This window comes from Streptomyces sp. NPDC090119, from assembly GCF_044747085.1.
Taxonomy (GTDB): Bacteria; Actinomycetota; Actinomycetes; order Streptomycetales; family Streptomycetaceae; genus Streptomyces.
The window spans coordinates 102,450-122,857 of the sequence record NZ_JBIVDK010000007.1; the positions used below are offsets into that span (position 1 = coordinate 102,450).

Here is a 20,408-nt window from a genome sequence, read left to right on the forward strand (position 1 = left end):
TGCTCGGAGACTAGCGGGCAAGTTCGCCGGAGTCAGCGAGAACAGCGGAAAAGTCCTGGTCAGCCTCCGTGAGGCCGGACTTTTCCGGCATACTGCCCATGATTCGGGGATGTATTCGCCTCCCGGACCCCCGGCCGAGGCCGTCCGGCGTGCTCAGACACCCGCGACGGCGGCCCGGATCTCGTCCGCGAAGGCCGCGGTCGCCGCCCGCAGCGCATCGACGCCGGGACCGTGCCGCAGCACGCCCCGGCTGACGTTCGGCACCACATTGCCCACGGCGCTCCCGAAAACCGCCGGAAGGTCGGCCGGGGTCGCACCCTGCGCGCCGACGCCGGGGGCGAGCAGCGGGCCGTCGATGGCGAGGTCGTAGGAGGACAGGTCGCCTACCGTGGCGCCGACGACCGCGCCGAAGGAGCCCAGCGGCTCGGCACCCGCGTTCTCGGCGGCGAGGTGGCCCAGCACGGTCGCGGCGACCGTACGGCCGTCCGCGCGGACCGCGTGCTGCACCTCGGGGCCCTCCGGGTTGGAGGTCAGCGCGAGCACGAACAGTCCGGTGCCGTTCTCGCGGGCCAGCTCGAACGCCGGGGCGAGCGAGCCGAAGCCGAGGTAGGGCGAGACGGTGAGCGCGTCCGAGAACAGCGGGGCGTCCTTGTGCAGGAACGCCTCCGCGTACCCGGCCATGGTGGAGCCGATGTCGCCGCGCTTGGCGTCCATCACGACCAGGGCGCCCGCCGCGCGGGCCTCGGCCACCGTGCGCTCCAGGACCGCGACACCGCGCGAGCCGAACCGCTCGAAGAACGCGCTCTGCGGCTTGATGACGGCGACCCGGTCGGCGATCGCCTCCACGACGGTGCGGCTGAACCGCTCCAGGCCGTCCACGTCGTCGTTCAGGCCCCAGTCGGCGAGCAGCGAGGCGTGCGGGTCGATGCCGACGCACAGCGGGCCGCGCTCGTCCATGGCGCGGCGCAGCCGGGTGCCGAAGGGCTCGCTCATGCGGGGTTCCTCACGTCGGCGCCGACCGCGTCGGCGAGGGTGGCGTAGGGGCTGGCCTTCAGCCGGGCGGCGAGGCCCTGGTGGACGGCGCGGGTCCAGAAGGGGCCCTCGTAGACGAAGGCGCTGTAGCCCTGGACCAGGGTGGCGCCCGCCAGGATGCGCTGCCAGGCGTCCTCGGCGGTCTCCACGCCGCCGACGCCCACCAGGGTGATGCGGTCGCCCACGCGCGCGTACAGGCGGCGCAGCACCTGGAGGGAGCGGGTCTTCAGCGGGGCGCCGGACAGGCCGCCCGCCTCCTTCACCAGCGAGGGCGCGGAGCGCAGGCCGAGGCCCTCGCGGGCGATGGTGGTGTTGGTGGCGATGATGCCGTCGAGACCGAGTTCCACGGCGAGGTCGGCCACGGCGTCGACGTCCTCGTCCGCGAGGTCGGGGGCGATCTTCACCAGGAGCGGGACACGGCGGTCACCGGTGGCGCGGTCGGCGGCCTCGCGCACGGCGCTCAGCAGCGGGCGCAGCGCCTCGGTGGCCTGGAGGTTCCTGAGGCCCGGGGTGTTCGGGGAGGAGACGTTGACCACGAGGTAGTCGGCGTGCGGGGCGAGCCGCTCGGCGGACTTCACGTAGTCGGCGACGGCGTCCGCCTCGGCGACGGCCTTGGTCTTGCCGATGTTGACGCCGACGACCGTACGGAACACCGGGCGCCGGGCGGCGAGGCGGGCAGCGACGGCGAGGGAGCCCTCGTTGTTGAAGCCCATGCGGTTGATCAGGGCCCGGTCGGCGACCAGCCGGAACAGCCGCTGCTTGGGGTTGCCGGGCTGGGCCTCGCCGGTGACGGTGCCGATCTCGACGTGGTCGAAGCCGAGCATGGAGAGCCCGTCGATGCCGACGGCGTTCTTGTCGAAGCCCGCGGCGAGTCCGAAGGGGCCGTGCATGCGCAGGCCGAGGGCCTCGGTGCGCAGTTCCGGGTGCCGGGGGGCGAGCACGGCGGCGACGAAGGTGCGCAGGACGGGGACGCGGGCGAGCAGCCTGATCCAGCGGAAGGCGAGGTGGTGCGCCTGTTCCGGGTCCATCCGCTTGAAGACGAGGTGGAAGAAGAACTTGTACATGGGTGTCCTCATGACATGGCGGTGCTCATGAAGAGGGGGACACCGTTTCCGGTGTCCCCCTCGTCGGTGGCTAGTCGCGGGCGGCGTTCAGGTGTTCCGCGTGTTCCTGCAGCGACCGGACGCCCACGTCCCCGCGGCCGAGGGCGTCGATGCCCTGGACGGCCGCGGCGAGCGCCTGGACGGTGGTCAGGCAGGGCACCGAGCGGGCCACGGCCGCCGTACGGATGTCGTAGCCGTCGAGGCGGCCGCCGGTGCCGTAGGGCGTGTTGACGATGAGGTCGACCTCGCCGTCGTGGATGAGCTGGACGATGGTCCGCTCACCGTTCGGGCCGGCGCCCTCGGACTGCTTGCGCACCACGGTGGCGTTGATGCCGTTGCGCTTGAGGACCTCGGCGGTGCCGGAGGTGGCCAGCAGCTCGAAGCCGTGGGCGACCAGCTCACGGGCCGGGAAGATCATCGAGCGCTTGTCGCGGTTGGCGACCGAGATGAACGCGCGGCCCTTGGTGGGCAGCGGTCCGTACGCGCCCGCCTGCGACTTGGCGTACGCCGTGCCGAAGACGGAGTCGATGCCCATGACCTCGCCGGTGGAGCGCATCTCCGGGCCGAGCACGGTGTCCACGCCGCGGCCCTGGATGTCCCGGAAGCGGGACCAGGGCATCACGGCCTCCTTGACGGAGATCGGCGCGTCCAGCGGGAGTTCGCCGCCGTCGCCGGTGGCGGGCAGCAGGCCCTCGGCGCGCAGCTCGGCGATGGTCGCGCCGAGCGAGATGCGGGCGGCGGCCTTGGCGAGCGGGACGGCGGTCGCCTTGGAGGTGAAGGGGACCGTGCGGGAGGCGCGGGGGTTGGCCTCCAGGACGTAGAGGATGTCGCCGGACATGGCGAACTGGATGTTGATCAGTCCGCGCACGCCGACGCCCTTGGCGATGGCCTCGGTGGAGGCGCGCAGCCGCTTGATGTCGAAGCCGCCGAGGGTGATCGGGGGCAGGGCGCACGCCGAGTCGCCGGAGTGGATGCCGGCCTCCTCGATGTGCTCCATGACGCCGCCGAGGTAGAGCTCCTCGCCGTCGTAGAGGGCGTCGACGTCGATCTCGATGGCGTCGTCCAGGAAGCGGTCCACGAGGACCGGCCGGGAGGGGCTGATCTCGGTGGACTCCTCGATGTACGCGGAGAGGCGCTCCTCCTCGTACACGATCTCCATGCCGCGTCCGCCGAGGACGTAGGAGGGGCGGACCAGGACCGGGTAGCCGATCTCGTCCGCGATGGCCTTGGCCTCGGCGAAGGTGGTGGCGGTGCCGTGCTTGGGCGCGGGCAGTCCGGCCTCGGCGAGGACGCGGCCGAAGGCGCCGCGGTCCTCGGCGGCGTGGATGGCCTCCGGCGGGGTGCCGACGACCGGCACGCCGTTGTCCTTCAGGGCCTGTGCGAGGCCCAGCGGGGTCTGCCCGCCGAGCTGCACGACCACACCGGCGATCGGGCCCGCGAGGGACTCCGCGTGCACGATCTCCAGCACGTCCTCCAGGGTGAGCGGCTCGAAGTAGAGCCGGTCGGAGGTGTCGTAGTCGGTGGAGACGGTCTCCGGGTTGCAGTTGACCATCACGGTCTCGTACCCGGCGTCGGAGAGCGCGAAGGAGGCGTGGACGCAGGAGTAGTCGAACTCGATGCCTTGGCCGATGCGGTTGGGACCGGAGCCCAGGATGATCACGGCGGGCTTCTCGCGCGGCGCGACCTCGCTCTCCTCGTCGTAGGAGGAGTAGAAGTACGGCGTCTTCGCGGCGAACTCGGCGGCGCAGGTGTCGACCGTCTTGTAGACCGGGCGGATGCCCAGGACGTGCCGGACCTCGCGGACGACGTCCTCGCGCAGGCCCCGGATCTCGGCGATCTGGAGGTCGGAGAAGCCGTGCCGCTTGGCCTCGGTGAGCAGTTCGGCGGTCAGCTCGGGGGCCTCGGCCAGCTCGTCGGCGGTCTCCTTGATCAGGAAGAGCTGGTCCACGAACCAGGGGTCGATCTTCGTGTAGTCGAAGATCTCCTCGGGCGTGGCGCCCGCGCGGATCGCCTGCATGACGGTGTTGATCCGGCCGTCGGTGGGGCGGACCGCCTCTTCGAGGAGGGCGGTCTTCTCGCCGGGTTCACCGGTGAAGGTGAACTGGCTGCCCTTCTTCTCCAGCGAGCGCAGCGCCTTCTGGAACGCCTCGGTGAAGTTGCGGCCGATGGCCATGGCCTCGCCGACCGACTTCATGGTGGTGGTCAGCGTGGAGTCGGCCTGCGGGAACTTCTCGAAGGCGAACCGGGGGGCCTTGACGACGACGTAGTCGAGCGTGGGCTCGAAGGAGGCCGGGGTCTCCTGGGTGATGTCGTTGGGGATCTCGTCCAGGGTGTAGCCCACGGCCAGCTTGGCGGCGATCTTGGCGATCGGGAAGCCGGTGGCCTTGGAGGCGAGCGCGGAGGACCGGGAGACGCGCGGGTTCATCTCGATGACGATGACCCGGCCGTCCTCGGGGTTCACCGCGAACTGGATGTTGCAGCCGCCGGTGTCCACGCCGACCTCGCGGATGATCGCGATGCCGACGTCGCGCAGGAGCTGGTACTCGCGGTCGGTGAGCGTCATCGAGGGCGCGACGGTGATGGAGTCACCGGTGTGCACGCCCATCGGGTCGAAGTTCTCGATGGAGCAGACGACCACGACGTTGTCGTTCTTGTCGCGCATCAGCTCCAGCTCGTACTCCTTCCAGCCGAGGATGGACTCCTCCAGGAGCACCTCGGTGGTCGGGGAGAGCGTGAGGCCCTGGCCGGCGATGCGGCGCAGCTCGTCCTCGTCGTGGGCGAAGCCGGAACCGGCGCCGCCCATGGTGAAGGAGGGGCGGACGACGACGGGGTAGCCGCCGAGCGTGTCAACGCCCTTGAGGACGTCGTCCATGGTGTGGCAGATGACCGAGCGGGCGGACTCGCCGTGGCCGGTCTTCTTGCGGACCTCCTCCACGACGCCCTTGAAGAGGTCGCGGTCCTCGCCCTTGTGGATCGCCTCGGGCTTGGCGCCGATCAGCTCGACGCCGTACTTCTCCAGCACACCGCTGTCGTGCAGGGAGATGGCGGTGTTCAGGGCGGTCTGGCCGCCCAGGGTGGGCAGGAGGGCGTCGGGGCGCTCCTTGGCGATGATCTTCTCGACGAACTCAGGAGTGATCGGCTCGACGTACGTGGCGTCGGCGATCTCCGGGTCGGTCATGATCGTCGCGGGGTTGGAGTTGACGAGGACCACGCGCAGGCCCTCGGCCTTGAGCACGCGGCACGCCTGGGTGCCGGAGTAGTCGAACTCGGCGGCCTGACCGATGACGATCGGGCCGGAGCCGATGACCAGGACGGACTGGATATCGGAGCGCTTAGGCACGCTGGCCCTCCAACAGGGAGACGAAGCGGTCGAACAGGTAGGCGGCGTCGTGGGGTCCCGCTGCCGCTTCGGGGTGGTACTGGACGGAGAAGGCCGGCTGGTCGAGCAGCTGGAGGCCCTCCACCACGTCGTCGTTCAGGCAGACGTGGGAGACCTCGGCGCGGCCGAACTTCGTGTCGCTGACCTTGTCCAGCGGCGCGTCGACGGCGAAGCCGTGGTTGTGCGCGGTGACCTCCACCTTGCCGGTGGTGCGGTCCTGGACCGGCTGGTTGATGCCGCGGTGGCCGTACTTCAGCTTGTAGGTGCCGAAGCCGAGGGCGCGGCCGAGGATCTGGTTGCCGAAGCAGATGCCGAACAGCGGGGTCTTCCGCTCCAGCACGGCGGTCATGAGGGCCACCGGGCCGTCGGCCGTGGCCGGGTCGCCGGGGCCATTGGAGAAGAACACACCGTCGGGGGCGACGGCGTAGACGTCCTCGGCCGTGGCGGTCGCCGGGAGCACGTGCACCTCTATGCCGCGCTCGGCCATCCGCTGCGGGGTCATGCCCTTGATGCCGAGGTCGATCGCGGCGACGGTGAACTTCTTCTCACCGACCGCGGGGACGACGTACGCCTCCTTGGTGGCGACCTCCTCGTAGAGGCTCGCGCCCTTCATGTGCGGCTGGGCCTGGACCCGCTCCACCAGTTCGGCGTCGGGGGCCAGCGTCTCGCCGGAGAAGATCCCGGCGCGCATGGAGCCGCGCTCGCGCAGGTGGCGGGTGAGGGCGCGGGTGTCGATGCCGCTGATGCCGACGACGCCCTGGGCGGTCAGCTCGTCGTCCAGGGAGCGCCGGGAGCGCCAGTTGGACGGCACACGCGCGGGGTCGCGCACGACGTAGCCGGAGACCCAGATGCGGCCCGACTCGTCGTCCTCGTCGTTCCAGCCGGTGTTGCCGATCTGGGGGGCGGTGGCGACGACGATCTGGCGGTCGTAGGAGGGGTCGGTCAGGGTCTCCTGGTAGCCGGTCATGCCGGTGGAGAACACGGCCTCGCCGAAGGTCTCCCCCACGGCCCCGTAGGCGCGGCCGCGGAAGGTGCGGCCGTCCTCCAGGACGAGAACGGCGGGAGTCTTGGCGGCTCCCCTGGTGGAGGTCGTCATCGTGCGCCTTCCGTGTGGTTGGTCATCTGGTTCAGGGTCTCGACCCAGGTGGTGTGTTCGGCGGCGTGGTCGGAGCGGAAGCCGGAGTCGATCAGCTTCTCGCCGTGCGCCCAGGTCACCACGAGCAGTCCGCCCTCGGTGAGGACCTTGCCCGCGATGCCCTTGTCGAGCCGGGCGCCGCGCAGCGCGTCGGCGGGGATGAGGAAGTCGGTGGCGCCGGGGCGCTCGACGGCCAGCCCTTCGTCGGTGAGGGTCAGCTCGGCCCGGCTGCGGGAGCCCAGGCCGTGGGCCACGATCCGGTCCAGCCACTGCCCGGCGGTGGTGGAGCCGTGGTAGCGGCCGCTCATGGAGAGTTTCTCGGGGCCGAGGTCGTCCGGCACCTCGGGCAGTGCGGGCAGGTCGCTCTGGAGGGTGCCGCGCCACTTCCAGCCCTCGCGCATCAGCCAGTAGACGAGGGCGACGAAGAGGGCCAGGCCGACGAGCCAGCCCAGGCGGGCGGCCCAGTCGGTCACCGCGGCCGACTTCTTCTCGTCCGCCAGGGTCGTGGCGAGCGATGCGGCGAGCTGAGTTGCAGGTGTCACGTGAGCTTCCCGTCCATGAGCGTGGCCTTGCCCCGCAGCCAGGTGTGGGTGACACGGCCCGGCAGCTCGCGGCCCTCGTACGGGGTGTTGCGGCTGCGCGAGGCGAAGCGCGCGGGGTCCACCTGTCCACGGTAGGCCGTGTCCACGAGGGTGAGGTTGGCGGGCTCGCCCGCGGCGACGGGGCGCCCGTGGCCGGTGGCGCCGCCGATGCGGGCCGGGGTGAAGGACATCCGGTCGGCGACCGCGGCCCAGTCCAGCAGGCCGGTCTCGACCATGGTCTCCTGCACCACGGACAGCGCGGTCTCCAGGCCGACCATGCCCATGGCGGCCGCGGCCCACTCGCAGTCCTTGTCCTCGTGCGGGTGCGGGGCGTGGTCGGTGGCGACGATGTCGATCGTGCCGTCGGCCAGCGCCTCGCGCAGGGCGCGGACATCGCGCTCGGTGCGCAGCGGCGGGTTGACCTTGTAGGCCGGGTTGTAGGTGCGCACCATCTCCTCGGTCAGGAGCAGGTGGTGCGGGCACACCTCGGCGGTGACGTCGATGCCACGGGACTTGGCCCAGCGGATGATCTCCACCGAGCCGGCCGTGGAGAGGTGGCAGATGTGCAGGCGGGAGCCGACGTGCTCGGCGAGCAGCACGTCCCGCGCGATGATCGACTCCTCGGCGACGGCGGGCCAGCCGCCGAGGCCCAGCTCGGCGGAGACGACGCCCTCGTTCATCTGGGCGCCCTCGGTGAGCCGGGGCTCCTGGGCGTGCTGGGCGACGACCCCGCCGAACGCCTTCACGTACTCCAGGGCGCGGCGCATGATCACCGCGTCGTCCACGCACTTGCCGTCGTCGGAGAAGACGCTGACCTCGGCGGCGGAGTCGTGCATGGCGCCCAGCTCGGCGAGCTTCTTGCCCTCCAGGCCCACGGTGACGGCGCCGATGGGGCGGACGTCGCAGTAGCCGGACTCCTTGCCGAGCCGCCAGACCTGCTCGACCACGCCCGCGGTGTCGGCGACGGGGAAGGTGTTGGCCATGGCGAAGACGGCGGTGAAGCCGCCGGAGGCGGCGGCGCGGGTGCCGGTGAGCACGGTCTCGGAGTCCTCGCGGCCCGGCTCGCGCAGATGGGTGTGCAGGTCGACCAGGCCCGGCAGCAGCACCTTGCCGTCGGCCTCGACGACCTCGGCGCCCTCGGCGGCGAGGCCGGTGCCGACCGCCGCGATCAGCTCGCCGTCGATCAGTACGTCCTGCGGCTCGCCCCCGAGCACCTTCGCACCACGGATCAGGATCTTGCTCATGGGTCTTACTTCTCCTCGGTACGAAGGTGGGCGGTGGCGGGCTGGGTGCTGGCGGGCTCGTAGCCGCCGAGCAGCAGGTAGAGGACGGCCATGCGGATGGAGACGCCGTTGGCGACCTGCTCCACGACCGTGCAGCGGTCGGAGTCGGCGACCTCGGCGGTGATCTCCATGCCCCGGACCATCGGGCCGGGGTGCATGACGATGGCGTGCTCCGGCAGCCGGGCCATGCGGTCCCCGTCGAGGCCGTAGCGGCGGGAGTACTCGCGCTCGGTGGGGAAGAACGCGGCGTTCATCCGCTCTCGCTGGACGCGGAGCATCATCACCGCGTCGGACTTGGGCAGCGTGGAGTCGAGGTCGTAGGACACCTCGCAGGGCCAGGTCTCCACGCCCACGGGGAGCAGGGTGGGCGGGGCGACCAGGGTGACATCGGCGCCGAGGGTGTGCAGCAGGTCCACGTTGGAGCGGGCGACCCGGCTGTGCAGGACGTCGCCGACGAGGGTGACGCGCTTGCCCGCGAGGTCCTGGCCGAGCCCGGCGTCGGGGCCGATCAGGCGGCGGCGCATGGTGAAGGCGTCCAGCAGGGCCTGGGTGGGGTGCTGGTGGGTGCCGTCGCCGGCGTTGATGACCGGGGCGTCGATCCAGCCGGAGTTGGCGAGGCGGTAGGGGGCGCCGGAGGCGCTGTGCCGGATGACGACGGCGTCCACGCCCATCGCCTCCAGCGTCTGGGCGGTGTCCTTCAGGGACTCGCCCTTGGAGACGCTGGAGCCCTTGGCCGCGAAGTTGATGACGTCGGCGGAGAGGCGCTTCTCGGCGGCCTCGAACGAGATCCGGGTGCGGGTCGAGTCCTCGAAGAAGAGGTTGCAGACCGTGCGGCCGCGCAGGGTCGGCAGTTTCTTGATCGGCCGGTCCGCGACCCTGGCCATCTCCTCGGCGGTGTCGAGGATCAGGACGGCGTCGTCGCGGGTGAGGTCGGCGGCCGAGATGAGATGACGCTGCATCTGTCAGGCTCCGTAAGGCAGTTAATACGGGAGGTTTCGGGCGGACCGGGGTGCGTCGAGGCACGCCGAAGCGGCCGGACGCCCGGAAGCGCTACTGGTCGGCAGACTTGGCACCGAGCAGCACGGTGTCCCGGCCGTCCTCCTCGGCGAGCTGGACCTTGACCGTCTCCCGCAGCGACGTGGGGAGGTTCTTGCCGACGTAGTCGGCGCGGATCGGCAGTTCCCGGTGGCCGCGGTCGACGAGGACGGCGAGCTGGACCGCGCGGGGGCGCCCGATGTCGTTCAGGGCGTCGAGGGCGGCCCGGATGGTGCGGCCGGAGAAGAGCACGTCGTCCACGAGCACCACCAGGCGGCCGTCCACGCCGTCACCGGGGATCTCGGTGCGGGCGAGGGCGCGCGGGGGGTGCATGCGCAGGTCGTCGCGGTACATGGTGATGTCGAGCGAGCCGACCGGAATCTTGCGGTCGGTGACCTGCTCCAGCTTGACGGCGAGCCGCTGGGCGAGGAAGACGCCTCGCGTGGGGATGCCGAGGAGCACCACGTCGTCGGCGCCCTTGGCGCGTTCGACGATCTCGTGGGCGATGCGGGTGAGGACGCGGGCGATGTCAGGGCCTTCGAGCACGGGCCGGGCATCGGACGTCAGGGGATTGGCGTGCGAGTCCATGTGAAACGGACCTCCTTCTCCGCCTCACGGGACGGACTTTAAAGGACGTCGGATTTGCGCCAACCACCCTAGCAGGTCATCGGAGGGGCTTCTTCACCCGCTTGGCGCAGTGGGCGGCCACTACCACGGAAGAGTCGGTGTGGACCATTCGGCTTGACGCAGGAGAATCACGCTGCGTAACCTCACAGTGAGTTACCAGCCGCGCGGTGGGATCACCTGCCGCCCGCGTCTACACAGTGTCCGGGGAGCTATATGTCCAGCGAATACGCCAAACAGCTCGGGGCCAAGCTCCGGGCCATCCGCACCCAGCAGGGCCTTTCCCTCCACGGTGTCGAGGAGAAGTCCCAGGGGCGCTGGAAGGCCGTGGTGGTCGGTTCCTACGAGCGCGGCGACCGTGCCGTGACCGTGCAGCGCCTGGCCGAGCTGGCCGATTTCTACGGCGTTCCGGTGCAGGAGCTGCTGCCGGGCACCACGCCGGGCGGGGCCGCCGAGCCGCCGCCGAAGCTCGTCCTGGACCTGGAGCGGCTGTCCACGGTGCCGGCCGAGAAGGCGGGCCCCCTCCAGCGGTACGCGGCGACCATCCAGTCCCAGCGCGGTGACTACAACGGCAAGGTGCTGTCGATCCGCCAGGACGACCTGCGCACCCTCGCCGTCATCTACGACCAGTCCCCCTCGGTCCTCACCGAGCAGCTGATCAGCTGGGGCGTCCTGGACGCGGACGCGCGTCGCGCGGTGGCCCACGAGGACAGCTGACCGCTCCGCGGGGTTCAGCAGCAGAAACGTGCCGCCGGGGTGGCCGGAACTCATCGGTTCCGGCCACCCCGGCGGTTTCTCGTGTGCCACGCAGGACGCCGGAGGGCCCGCAGCAGGCGTGCTGCGGGCCCTCCGGCGTCTTGTCGTACCGTTTACGCCTCGTCGCGGCGCAGAGACGGCTTGAGCTCCTTGAAGCGGCCCAGGAGGCCGTTCACGAAGGCGGGCGACTCGTCCGTGGAGAACTCCTTGGCGAGCTGCACCATCTCGTCGAGGACGACCGCGTCCGGGGTCTCGTCCTCCCAGATCAGCTCGTACGCGCCGAGACGCAGCAGGTTGCGGTCGACGACCGGCATCCGGTCGAGCGTCCACCCCACCGCGTACTGGGCGATCAGGTCGTCGATACGGCGGGCGCGCTCGGCGTACCCCTCGACGAGCTGCATCGTGTACTCGCTCACGGGCGGCTGCCGGGTGTCGCTCCGGGAGAGCCGGACCCAGTCGGCGAGAACCGTGATGACGTCGGTGCCGCGCTGGTCACCCTCGAAGAGGATCTGGAAGGCGCGCTTGCGGGCCGTGTTGCGGGCGGCCACGGTTAGCTGTTCACCCGGCCGAGGTAGTCGCTGGTGCGAGTGTCGACCTTGATCTTCTCGCCGGTGGTGATGAAGAGCGGGACCTGGATCTGGTGGCCGGTCTCCAGCGTGGCGGGCTTGGTGCCACCGGTGGAGCGGTCGCCCTGGACGCCCGGCTCGGTCTCCTGGATGACCAGCTCGACGGCGGCCGGCAGCTCGACGAAGAGCACCTCGCCCTCGTGCTGGGCGACGACGGCGGTGAAGCCCTCGATCAGGAAGTTCGCGGCGTCGCCGACGGCCTTCGGGTCGATGTGCAGCTGGTCGTACGTCTCCATGTCCATGAAGACGAAGTACTCGCCGTCCTTGTACGAGTACTGCATGTCGCGCTTGTCGACGGTGGCCGTCTCGACCTTGACACCGGCGTTGAAGGTCTTGTCGACCACCTTGCCGGAGAGGACGTTCTTGAGCTTGGTGCGCACGAAGGCCGGGCCCTTACCGGGCTTGACGTGCTGGAACTCGACGACGGACCACAGCTGGCCCCCGTCGAGCTTGAGCACCATGCCGTTCTTGAGGTCGTTCGTGGAAGCCACGGTTGCGGAATCTCCTGGACTGACGTACGACCCCGGCGCTCGCACCTGGCTACAGGGCGAGCAGTTCCTTGGTCGTGATGGTGAGTAGCTCGGGTCCGCCGTCCGCCTCGGGGCGGACGACGAGCGTGTCATCGATCCGGACTCCGCCCCGGCCCGGAAGGTGGACCCCCGGCTCGACGGTGACCGGCACGCAAGCGTCAAGTTTACCCATGGCCGCGGGGGCGAGCTGCGGGTCCTCGTCTATTTCGAGTCCGACACCGTGTCCGGTGACCGGCTGGAGGGCGGCGCCGTATCCGGCGGAGTCCAGCACCTGGCGCGCGGCACGGTCCACGTCACGGCAGGCGGCGCCCGGCACGAGGGCCTCGCGACCGGCCCGTTGGGCGGCGAAGACCAGGTCGTACAGCTCGATCTGCCAGTCGGCGGGCGAGGTGCCGATGACGAAGGTCCGGCCGATCTCGCAGCGGTAGCCCCGGTAGGTGGCACCGAGGCAGACGGAGAGGAAGTCGCCCTCCTCCACCCGGCGGTCGGTGGGACGGTGGCCGCAGCGGCCGGAGTTGGGGCCGGTGGCGACCGAGGTCGGGAAGGCGGGGCCCTCGGCGCCGTGGTCGACCAGGCGGCGCTCCAGCTCCAGCGCGAGATGCCGTTCGGTCCGGCCGACCAGGATGGACTCCAGCAGCTCGCCGAGGGCCTGGTCGGCGATCTCGGCGCCGATCCGCAGACAGGAGATCTCCTCCTCGTCCTTGACCAGCCGCAGCTGCTCCACGGCCGTGCCGAGCCCGGCGAGGCGCAGTCCGGGCGCGACCGCGTCGAGGGCGCGGTAGCGGGCGACGGTGAGGTGGTGCTCCTCCACCGCGAGGGCGTCGCTGCCCTGGCTCCCGGCGAGGTCGGCGGCGGCCACGGCCGGATCGTGGCCGGGTGTGGACAGCACGTGCAGGACCAGGGACTCGTCGGGGCGCCCGTCCACCGGCCGGTCCTCCGGCGGGACGGGGCACACCAGCTGGTCCTGGTGCCTGCCGAGCAGCAGGACGGCGCCCTGGGGCGCGGCGCCCGCCAGGTAGCGCACATTGGCGGGGCGGGAGATGAGCGCTGCCGCGGTACCGGCCGCGTTGCAGCGTTCCCTCAGCCGGGATCGACGGGTCGCGTACACCTCTGACATGAGACGAGCGTAGAAGTTGTGCCCGGTTTGTGCCGGTTGGCGGGGGCCGAGTGGGGTGCGGCCGGTGTCCCTACCAGCTCGGCGGGCTGGCGATCGCGCGGGCCAGCACCTCGTCCAGCACCCGTGCGGTGCCGGGGACGTCCAGCTGGGAGTTGTCGATGATGGGCAGCCCGGAGCCGTACCAGCCGGCCATGCGGCCGTGGATGCGGGCCACCTCCTCGTCGGTGAGGCGGCGGTTGCCGGAGCGCTCGGCGTTGCGCTCCAGGACGATGTCCAGGCCCGGCAGCAGGACCACCGGGAGCAGGCCGGGGCCCACGTGGCGCTTCCAGCCGCCGAGGCCCACGACCGGGCGGTCCGGGAAGACGGCGTCGTCCAGGATGCAGGAGATCCCGTTGGCCAGGAAGTTGCGGGCGGCGAAGCCGCAGGTGCGGCGGGCCAGGCGGTACTGGGCCTCGGAGTGGTCGTTCCACCCGGTCTGCGGGTCGGCGAAGCCGGAGCGGACCCACTCGCGGACGTCGTCCAGGCTGATGTGGGCGGTGGCGGCCCGGCGGTGGTCGGCCCAGTACTTGGCCACGCTGGTCTTGCCCGCGCCCGCCGGACCGATCAGCAGCACGGCGAGCGTGGTGGCCGACGGGTCGGGGGCGGTCGCCGCGGGCGGCGGCGCGGGGACACCGACGGGACCGCCGGGCGGCAGCGGCACATGCCCGGAGGCATCGGGCGCGGAGGGCGGGACCAGTGGATGCTGCGGCGCCGGTGGGTGCTGCGGGGCCGGAACCTGCGCGGGCGGGGCGGGCGGGGTGGGCGGCGCCGGTGGTACGGGGGCCGCGCCGGAGAACCCCGGTGGCGGGACGCCCGGACCCTGCGGCGCCCCCGCGGCCGGTGCCCAGCCGGTGTGCGGCCCGTGCCCCGGCTGGTGGGGCGGCGGCAGCGGAGATCCCACTGCGTGCTGCATCCGTTGCCACTCCATCTCGTACACACACTCGGCGCCGGAAGGCGGGTACGGAGCCCGCACCCTACCGAACGGTACCGCCCCCGGCCGTCATTCGGTGAAACGGCCGGGGGCGGTGCGAAGTGCCCGCTCCGGGTGGGGAATCGGGCACACCGGGCGGTACGGGACCTACTGGCCGACCTCGCCGTAGGCGGCGAGGAGGACGGCCGGGTCGGGGCCTTCCAGCACGGTCGGGCGGGCGAGGCCGTCCAGGACGATGAAGCGCAGCAGGTCGCCGCGGGACTTCTTGTCGACCTTCATCGCCTCCACCAGCTTGGGCCACTGGTCGTAGCGGTAGTGCAGGGGCAGGCCGACCGATTCGAGGATCGCGCGGTGCCGGTCGGCCGTGGCGTCGTCCAACCGGCCTGCCAGGCGGCCGAGTTCGGCGGCGAAGTGCATGCCGACGGCGACGGCGGCGCCGTGCCGCCACTTGTACCGCTCGTTCTTCTCGATGGCGTGGCCGAGGGTGTGGCCGTAGTTGAGGATCTCCCGGCGGCCGGACTCCTTGAGGTCGGAGGAGACCACGTCCGCCTTGACCCGGATCGAGCGCTCGATCAGCTCGGCGGTGTGCGGGCCGGCCGGGGTGCGGGCGGCCTCCGGGTCGGACTCGATCAGGTCGAGGATCACCGGGTCGGCGATGAAGCCGGCCTTGATGACCTCCGCGAGCCCGGAGACGTAGTCGTGCACCGGCAGGGAGTCCAGCGCGGCCAGGTCGCACAGGACGCCGGCCGGGGGGTGGAAGGCGCCGACGAGGTTCTTGCCCTCGGCGGTGTTGATGCCGGTCTTGCCGCCGACCGCCGCGTCCACCATGGCCAGCACGGTGGTCGGGACGGCGATCCAGCGCACCCCGCGCAGCCAGGTGGCGGCGACGAACCCGGCGAGGTCGGTGCTGGCGCCGCCGCCGACGCCCACGACCACGTCGGTGCGGGTGAAGCCGGACTGGCCGAGCGCCTTCCAGCAGTAGGCGGCGACCTCGGCGGTCTTCGCCTCCTCGGCGTTGGGCACCTGGATGGCGACCGCCTCGTACCCCTGCTCCGCCAGGTCGGCGCGGAGCGCGTCACCGGTCTCGGCGAGCGCCTCGGGGTGGATGACGGCTACCCGCTTGGCCTTCGGACCGATCAACGCGGCCAGCTCGCCCAGCAACTGGCGGCCCACCAGGACCTCGTACGGGTCGGTGCCTTCCGTCCCGGCGATCTGGATGCGGGTGACTGCCTCGCTCATGCTTCCTTCAACTCCAGTGCGTCCAGGACGGCTCGGGCGACGTCCTCGGGACCGCGTCCGTCGGTCGTCACGACGACGGTGGCGACCTCCTCGTACAGATGGCGGCGGGCCTCCATCAGGGTGCGCCACTGCTGGCGCGGGTTGACCGCGAGCAGCGGCCGGGCGGCGTTCAGCCCGGTGCGGCGCACGGCCTCCTCGACGTCCATCGAGAGGTAGACCACCCGCTGCGCGGTCAGCAGCGCGCGGGTGTCCGCGTCGAGGACGGCGCCGCCGCCCAGCGCGAGCACACCCGGGTGCCCGGCGACCGCCTCGGCCACCGCGCGCTTCTCCAGCGCGCGGAAGGCGTCCTCGCCGTCGTCCACGAAGATCTCGGCGATGGTGCGGCCCTCGGCGGCCACGATGTCGTCGTCGGTGTCCCGGAAGACGGCGCCCAGCCGGTCGGCGAGCAGCCGCCCCACGGTGGACTTGCCCACGCCCATCGGCCCCACCAGGACCACCACGGGCACGGCGCTCATCCGATCGCCAGGTTCTCGAGGTAGGAGCGGACGTTGCGGCGGGTCTCGGCGACGCTGTCGCCGCCGAACTTCTCCGCGACCGCGTCCGCGAGGACCAGGGCCACCATCGCCTCGGCCACGATGCCCGCGGCCGGGACGGCGCACACGTCGGAGCGCTGGTGGTGGGCCTGCGCGGCCTCGCCGGTGGCGACGTCGACCGTGGCCAGCGCGCGCGGCACGGTAGCGATCGGCTTCATGGCCGCGCGCACCCGCAGCAGCTCACCGGTGGTCAGGCCACCCTCGGTGCCGCCGGAGCGGCCGGTGGCGCGCCTGATGCCCTCGGGGGTGGTGAGGATCTCGTCGTGCGCCTTCGAGCCGGGCACGCGGGCCAGGTCGAAGCCGTCGCCGACCTCGACGCCCTTGATCGCCTGGATGCCCATGAGGGCGGCCGCGAGCCGGGCGTCCAGCCTGCGGTCCCAGTGCACGTGCGAGCCGAGGCCGACCGGGACGCCGTACGCCAGCACCTCGACCACGCCCCCGAGGGTGTCGCCGTCCTTGTGGGCCTGGTCGATCTCCGCGACCATCGCCTTCGACGCGTCCGCGTCCAGGCAGCGCACCGGGTCCTCGTCGAGCCGCTCGACGTCCGCCGGGGTGGGGTACACGCCGTACGGCGCCTTCGCGGCGGCCAGCTCCACGACGTGGCTGACGATCTCGATCCCGGTGGTCTCCTTCAGGTACGACCGCGCCACCGCGCCGAGCGCGACCCGCGCCGCGGTCTCCCGCGCGGAGGCCCGCTCCAGGATCGGCCGGGCCTCGTCGAACCCGTACTTCTGCATGCCGGCGAGGTCCGCGTGGCCGGGGCGCGGGCGGGTCAGCGGGGCGTTGCGCGCGAGGCCGGCCAGCACCTCCTCGTCCACCGGGTCGGCCGACATGACCTGCTCCCACTTCGGCCACTCGGTGTTGCCCACCATGACCGCGACCGGGGAGCCCATCGTGAGCCCGTGCCGCACACCGCCGAGGAACGTGACCTCGTCACGCTCGAACTTCATCCGCGCGCCGCGCCCATAGCCGAGCCGCCGCCGCGCGAGATGATCCGCCACCATCTCCGTGGTGATCGGCACGCCGGCGGGAAGTCCCTCCAGCGTCGCGACGAGTGCGGGACCGTGGGACTCCCCCGCGGTCAGCCAACGCAGCCTGCTCAACGGTGCTCCTCAGATTTCGCGCCCACTACTGCCCCGCGCACGCGTCTTTCGCGCCCGCGGTGGCGGCCCGGCCGGGTGCGCGATCCCGGCCCGCCACCTCCGATCCTCCCATGCCGTGCCCGGTATCCGGGCCTCGGTCCGGATACCGGGACCCTGGTGCGGGGCCGGGCGGCGGGTGCTCAGCGGGCGGCGAGGGCCTTCTCGCCCGCGTGCCGCATGGCCTCCAGCGGGGCGGGGGCGTGGCCGGTCATCCGCTCCACCTGGAGCACGGCCTGGTGGACGAGCAGGTCGAGGCCGCCGACCACGGCGCCGCCGAACATGGACCAGCGGGCGGCCAGCTCGGTGGGCCAGGGGTCGTACAGCACGTCGAAGAGGGTGGCCGGGCGCTCGGGGACGGCGGTGGCGAGGGCGTCCGCGGTCCCGGCGGGCGTGGTGGCGACCACCAGGGGCGCCCGCAGGGCCTCGGCCGCGTCCGCCCAGTCGGCGGTGCGGACCCGCACGTCGAGCCGTTCGCCCCACTCCCGCATCTCGGCGGCGCGGGCGGCGCTGCGGACGTACACCACGACCTCACCGGCGCAGACCCGGGACAGCGCGGCGAGCGCGGAGGAGGCGGTGGCACCGGCGCCGAGGATCGCGGCGGACTCCACCTCCTCGATGCCGTGCTCGCGCAGGGCCGCCACCATGCCGGGGATGTCGGTGTTGTCGCCGACCTTGCGCCCGTCCTCGGTGAACACGACCGTGTTGACCGCGTCGACGGAGGCGGCCGTCTCGCTCACCTCGTCCAGCAGCGGCATCACCGCCCGCTTCAGCGGCATGGTCAGCGACAGCCCCGCCCACTCGGGGCCCAGCCCGTCCAGGAACCCGGGCAGCCCGGCCTCGTCGACCTCGAACCGGTCGTACGACCAGTCGTGGAGGCCGAGTTCGGCGTAGGCCGCCCGGTGCAGCACCGGGGAGAGCGAGTGCGCGATGGGCTTGCCGAGCACGGCGGCCCGGCGGGGTGCGGTGGCCCCTGGACTCATCAGTTGCCCGCCTGCTTCCGTGCCTCCTGGTACTTCTGCACGTTCCGGTTGTGCTCCTCGTTGGTGACGGCGAACACCGTCTCGTTCTCGTTGATCGAGACGAAGTAGTACCAGGGACCCGGCGTGGGGTTCAGCGCGGACTCGATCGCCTCGCTACCGGGGTTGCTGATGGGGCCCGGCGGAAGTCCCTTGATGTCGTACGTGTTGTACGGGTCGGCGATCTTCCGCAGGTCGGCGACCGAGCCGACGTCCAGGGTGCTCTGGCCCTTCAGGTAGTTGACCGTGGAGTCGAACTCCAGGCGGCCGGCGGTCTCGACGTTGTCCGGCTTGAGACGGTTGTACACGACGCGGGCGACCTTGCCGAAGTCGTGCTTGTACTTGCCCTCGACCTGCACGAGGCTCGCCACGGTGAGCACCTGGAGCGGGCTGTCCAGGCCCAGGTCCTGCGCCTTGCCCGCGAGGTCGTACTGCTTGTACTGCTCGTTCGAGCGCTCGACCATGTCCTTCAGGACGTCCTTGGGCTTCATGCCCTTGGCGACCGCGTAGCTGGACGGGTAGAGGAAGCCCTCCAGGGGGTCCTTGACGTCCTTGTCGCTGTTCGCCCAGGAGGGCAGGCCGAGGCTCTTCCAGTCGCTCTTGGCGACCTTCGCCGTCGTGCCCTTGGCGAGCTTCAGTCGGGTGTCGATCGCCTGGTACACCCAGATATTGCGCTTGCCCTCGGGGATGACGAGGTTGTCGCGGCTCTTCGGGCTGAGCATCAGGTCCACGGCGCTAGCGGCGGACATGTGCTTCTGGAGGGTGTAGATGCCGTCCTGGAGGGACTTCGCCTTGGGGTTCGCCGCCTGCGCGGAGACAAAGGCGTCCACGCTCTCGACGACCCCCGCCTCCTTCAGCTTGGCGCCGATCGCATAGCCGCCGGCCCCCTTGGGAATGTCGACCGTCACCGCTTCGCCGTTGCCGCTGCCCGCGTAGTCGGGGGCTGGGGCGAAACGATTTTTGTAGAACTGGTAGCCGAAGTACGCGACACCGCCGAGGCCGCCGCCGAAGACCAGGACGACCACCATCAGGGCGCAACCGGTGCGCCCCTTCTTGCTCTTGACGGGCTTGCGGCCCTTGCCGCGCCGCTCGGTGCGCGCCTCCCGGCCGTCCGCCTCGGGGTCGGCGTCGTCGTCACCGGGGGGCAGGGGGTGCTCGTCGGGGGCCGCCTGGGGGTCCCAGCCGCCCTCGTGGTCCGGCTCGGGGTGCTGCCGGTGGCCGGGGGGCTGGGGCGGCGGGTAGGCGTCATCGGTGACGTAGTGGTCGGGCTGCTCGGCGCCGTAGGCCGCGGGGTGCTGCCCGTAGGGGTCGCCCGGATCGGCGGCGTAGGGCACATGGCCGTGCGTGCCCGTCGCGTCCCAGCCGCCCTGGTGCTGCTGGGGATGCGGGTGCTGACCGGTCTGCTGGGGATCGAAGTGCTGCTGGCCGTGCTGCTGGCCATGACCGTCGTACTGCGGGTACTGCTGGCCGCCGTAGCCCTGCTGGTCCTGGGACCAGCCGTCGTACTGCTGGTGCTGCGGATGCTGCGGCTGGCCGCCGTACGGGTGCTGCTCGCCCGGGTGCGCCGCTTGCGCTCCCCATCCGCCGTCCCCGTACAACGGGTCCTCCGGATGCCACGGTTCGGTGCCTGGGCCCCGGCCATACTCAGTCATCGATCCCCTACGAGCCGCGAGGTCGAAGGTCGCGCGGCTCCAGGACCGGCTTCCGTTCCGCCTCTTGCTGTGCGGCGGCTGTTCGAACACCGCCGCATCGCGCGGAACGTTACCGCACCGCGATCAGATGACCACTTCGACGCCCTCACCGGGTGGTGCACCTGACACCCGTTCGGATTCCAGGGCCTGCTGGAGAATGATCACCGCAGCTGCCTGGTCGATCACGGAGCGGCCCTTCTTGGACTTCACGCCCGAGGCGCGCAGTCCCTGGCTGGCCGTCACCGTGGTCATCCGCTCGTCCACCAGCCTGACCGGCACCGGCTTGATGCCCCGTGCCAGCTCCTGGGTGAACGCGCGCACCTTGACCGCCGCCGGGCCCTCGCCCCCCTTGAGGGAGCGAGGGAGGCCGACGACGACCTCGATCGGCTCGTACTCCTCGACCAGCTGCCGCAGTCGGCGGTGCGCGGCCGGGATGTCACGTCCGGGAACCGTCTCCACCGGGGTGGCGAGGATCCCGTCGGGGTCGCACGAGGCGACCCCGATCCGGGCGTCCCCGACGTCGATGGCGAGTCGGCGTCCTCTGCGCATGGTGCCG

19 protein-coding genes are annotated in these 20,408 nt (G+C 71.7%); 1 reads left to right on the forward strand and 18 read right to left on the reverse strand.

Translation table 11 applies throughout. The features are described from left to right. Window positions 1–153 precede the first annotated feature (153 nt). The 8 genes from pyrF to pyrR all read right to left on the reverse strand — a co-directional run bounded on the left by pyrF (window position 154) and on the right by pyrR (window position 10,136). The gene (pyrF, locus tag ACIPPM_RS27595) at window positions 154–993 is read right to left on the reverse strand and encodes an orotidine-5'-phosphate decarboxylase (RefSeq protein WP_401452639.1); all 840 of its coding nucleotides are present in this window, start codon (window positions 991–993) and stop codon (window positions 154–156) included. Next, window positions 990–2,096: a quinone-dependent dihydroorotate dehydrogenase gene (locus ACIPPM_RS27600; protein ID WP_401453097.1), complete on the reverse strand. Its 1,107-nt coding sequence runs from the start codon at window positions 2,094–2,096 to the stop codon at window positions 990–992. The genes pyrF and ACIPPM_RS27600 overlap by 4 nt, the downstream gene beginning before the upstream one ends. A gap of 70 nt (window positions 2,097–2,166) precedes the next feature. Beyond that, entirely contained in the window at window positions 2,167–5,475 is a 3,309-nt protein-coding gene (gene carB / locus ACIPPM_RS27605) for a carbamoyl-phosphate synthase large subunit (RefSeq protein ID WP_401452641.1), read from the reverse strand. After that, window positions 5,468–6,610, reverse strand: a complete 1,143-nt coding sequence (carA, locus tag ACIPPM_RS27610; protein ID WP_401452643.1) for a glutamine-hydrolyzing carbamoyl-phosphate synthase small subunit — start codon at window positions 6,608–6,610, stop codon at window positions 5,468–5,470. The genes carB and carA overlap by 8 nt, the downstream gene beginning before the upstream one ends. Further along, window positions 6,607–7,191: a hypothetical protein gene (locus ACIPPM_RS27615; protein WP_401452645.1), complete on the reverse strand. Its 585-nt coding sequence runs from the start codon at window positions 7,189–7,191 to the stop codon at window positions 6,607–6,609. Before ACIPPM_RS27615 ends, carA begins: the two co-directional genes overlap by 4 nt. Then, the gene (locus tag ACIPPM_RS27620; protein WP_401452647.1) at window positions 7,188–8,474 is read right to left on the reverse strand and encodes a dihydroorotase; all 1,287 of its coding nucleotides are present in this window, start codon (window positions 8,472–8,474) and stop codon (window positions 7,188–7,190) included. The genes ACIPPM_RS27615 and ACIPPM_RS27620 overlap by 4 nt, the downstream gene beginning before the upstream one ends. 5 nt (window positions 8,475–8,479) lie before the next feature. Then, window positions 8,480–9,472 (reverse strand): aspartate carbamoyltransferase catalytic subunit, encoded by a 993-nt coding sequence (locus ACIPPM_RS27625; protein WP_401452649.1) that lies wholly within the window; start codon window positions 9,470–9,472, stop codon window positions 8,480–8,482. A 91-nt stretch (window positions 9,473–9,563) separates the two neighbouring features. After that, entirely contained in the window at window positions 9,564–10,136 is a 573-nt protein-coding gene (gene pyrR, locus ACIPPM_RS27630) for a bifunctional pyr operon transcriptional regulator/uracil phosphoribosyltransferase PyrR (RefSeq protein ID WP_393596527.1), read from the reverse strand. 252 nt (window positions 10,137–10,388) lie between these two features. Between pyrR and bldD the strand changes: the two genes are divergently transcribed. Beyond that, window positions 10,389–10,889 (forward strand): transcriptional regulator BldD, encoded by a 501-nt coding sequence (gene bldD, locus ACIPPM_RS27635; RefSeq protein WP_389004630.1) that lies wholly within the window; start codon window positions 10,389–10,391, stop codon window positions 10,887–10,889. Window positions 10,890–11,041: 152 nt separating this feature from the next. Here the strand turns inward: bldD and nusB are convergent, their stop codons facing one another. From nusB to ruvX, 10 genes are all read right to left on the reverse strand, one after another. After that, complete coding sequence (nusB, locus tag ACIPPM_RS27640; RefSeq protein WP_389004631.1) at window positions 11,042–11,476, reverse strand: transcription antitermination factor NusB; 435 nt, start codon at window positions 11,474–11,476, stop codon at window positions 11,042–11,044. A gap of 2 nt (window positions 11,477–11,478) precedes the next feature. After that, window positions 11,479–12,045, reverse strand: coding sequence for an elongation factor P (gene efp, locus ACIPPM_RS27645; protein WP_130339883.1), 567 nt, complete (start codon window positions 12,043–12,045; stop codon window positions 11,479–11,481). A gap of 49 nt (window positions 12,046–12,094) precedes the next feature. Next, window positions 12,095–13,201: an aminopeptidase P family protein gene (locus ACIPPM_RS27650; RefSeq protein WP_401452652.1), complete on the reverse strand. Its 1,107-nt coding sequence runs from the start codon at window positions 13,199–13,201 to the stop codon at window positions 12,095–12,097. Window positions 13,202–13,271: 70 nt separating this feature from the next. Next, window positions 13,272–14,153 (reverse strand): Pro-rich N-terminal domain-containing protein, encoded by an 882-nt coding sequence (locus tag ACIPPM_RS27655; protein ID WP_401452654.1) that lies wholly within the window; start codon window positions 14,151–14,153, stop codon window positions 13,272–13,274. 165 nt (window positions 14,154–14,318) lie between these two features. After that, complete coding sequence (gene aroB, locus ACIPPM_RS27660) at window positions 14,319–15,410, reverse strand: 3-dehydroquinate synthase (RefSeq protein ID WP_393596524.1); 1,092 nt, start codon at window positions 15,408–15,410, stop codon at window positions 14,319–14,321. Continuing rightward, window positions 15,407–15,925, reverse strand: a complete 519-nt coding sequence (locus tag ACIPPM_RS27665; RefSeq protein WP_401452657.1) for a shikimate kinase — start codon at window positions 15,923–15,925, stop codon at window positions 15,407–15,409. Before ACIPPM_RS27665 ends, aroB begins: the two co-directional genes overlap by 4 nt. Continuing rightward, window positions 15,922–17,106 carry a chorismate synthase gene (gene aroC / locus ACIPPM_RS27670; RefSeq protein ID WP_401452659.1) on the reverse strand — a complete coding sequence of 395 codons (1,185 nt, stop codon included), beginning with the start codon at window positions 17,104–17,106 and terminating at the stop codon, window positions 15,922–15,924. The genes ACIPPM_RS27665 and aroC overlap by 4 nt, the downstream gene beginning before the upstream one ends. 179 nt (window positions 17,107–17,285) lie before the next feature. Beyond that, entirely contained in the window at window positions 17,286–18,125 is an 840-nt protein-coding gene (locus ACIPPM_RS27675) for a shikimate dehydrogenase (RefSeq protein WP_401452661.1), read from the reverse strand. Continuing rightward, on the reverse strand, window positions 18,125–19,813 hold the full coding sequence (gene mltG, locus ACIPPM_RS27680) for an endolytic transglycosylase MltG (protein WP_401452663.1): 1,689 nt from the start codon (window positions 19,811–19,813) through the stop codon (window positions 18,125–18,127). Before mltG ends, ACIPPM_RS27675 begins: the two co-directional genes overlap by 1 nt. A gap of 123 nt (window positions 19,814–19,936) precedes the next feature. Then, complete coding sequence (ruvX, locus tag ACIPPM_RS27685; RefSeq protein WP_086695596.1) at window positions 19,937–20,401, reverse strand: Holliday junction resolvase RuvX; 465 nt, start codon at window positions 20,399–20,401, stop codon at window positions 19,937–19,939. Between the last annotated feature and the right edge of the window lie 7 nt (window positions 20,402–20,408).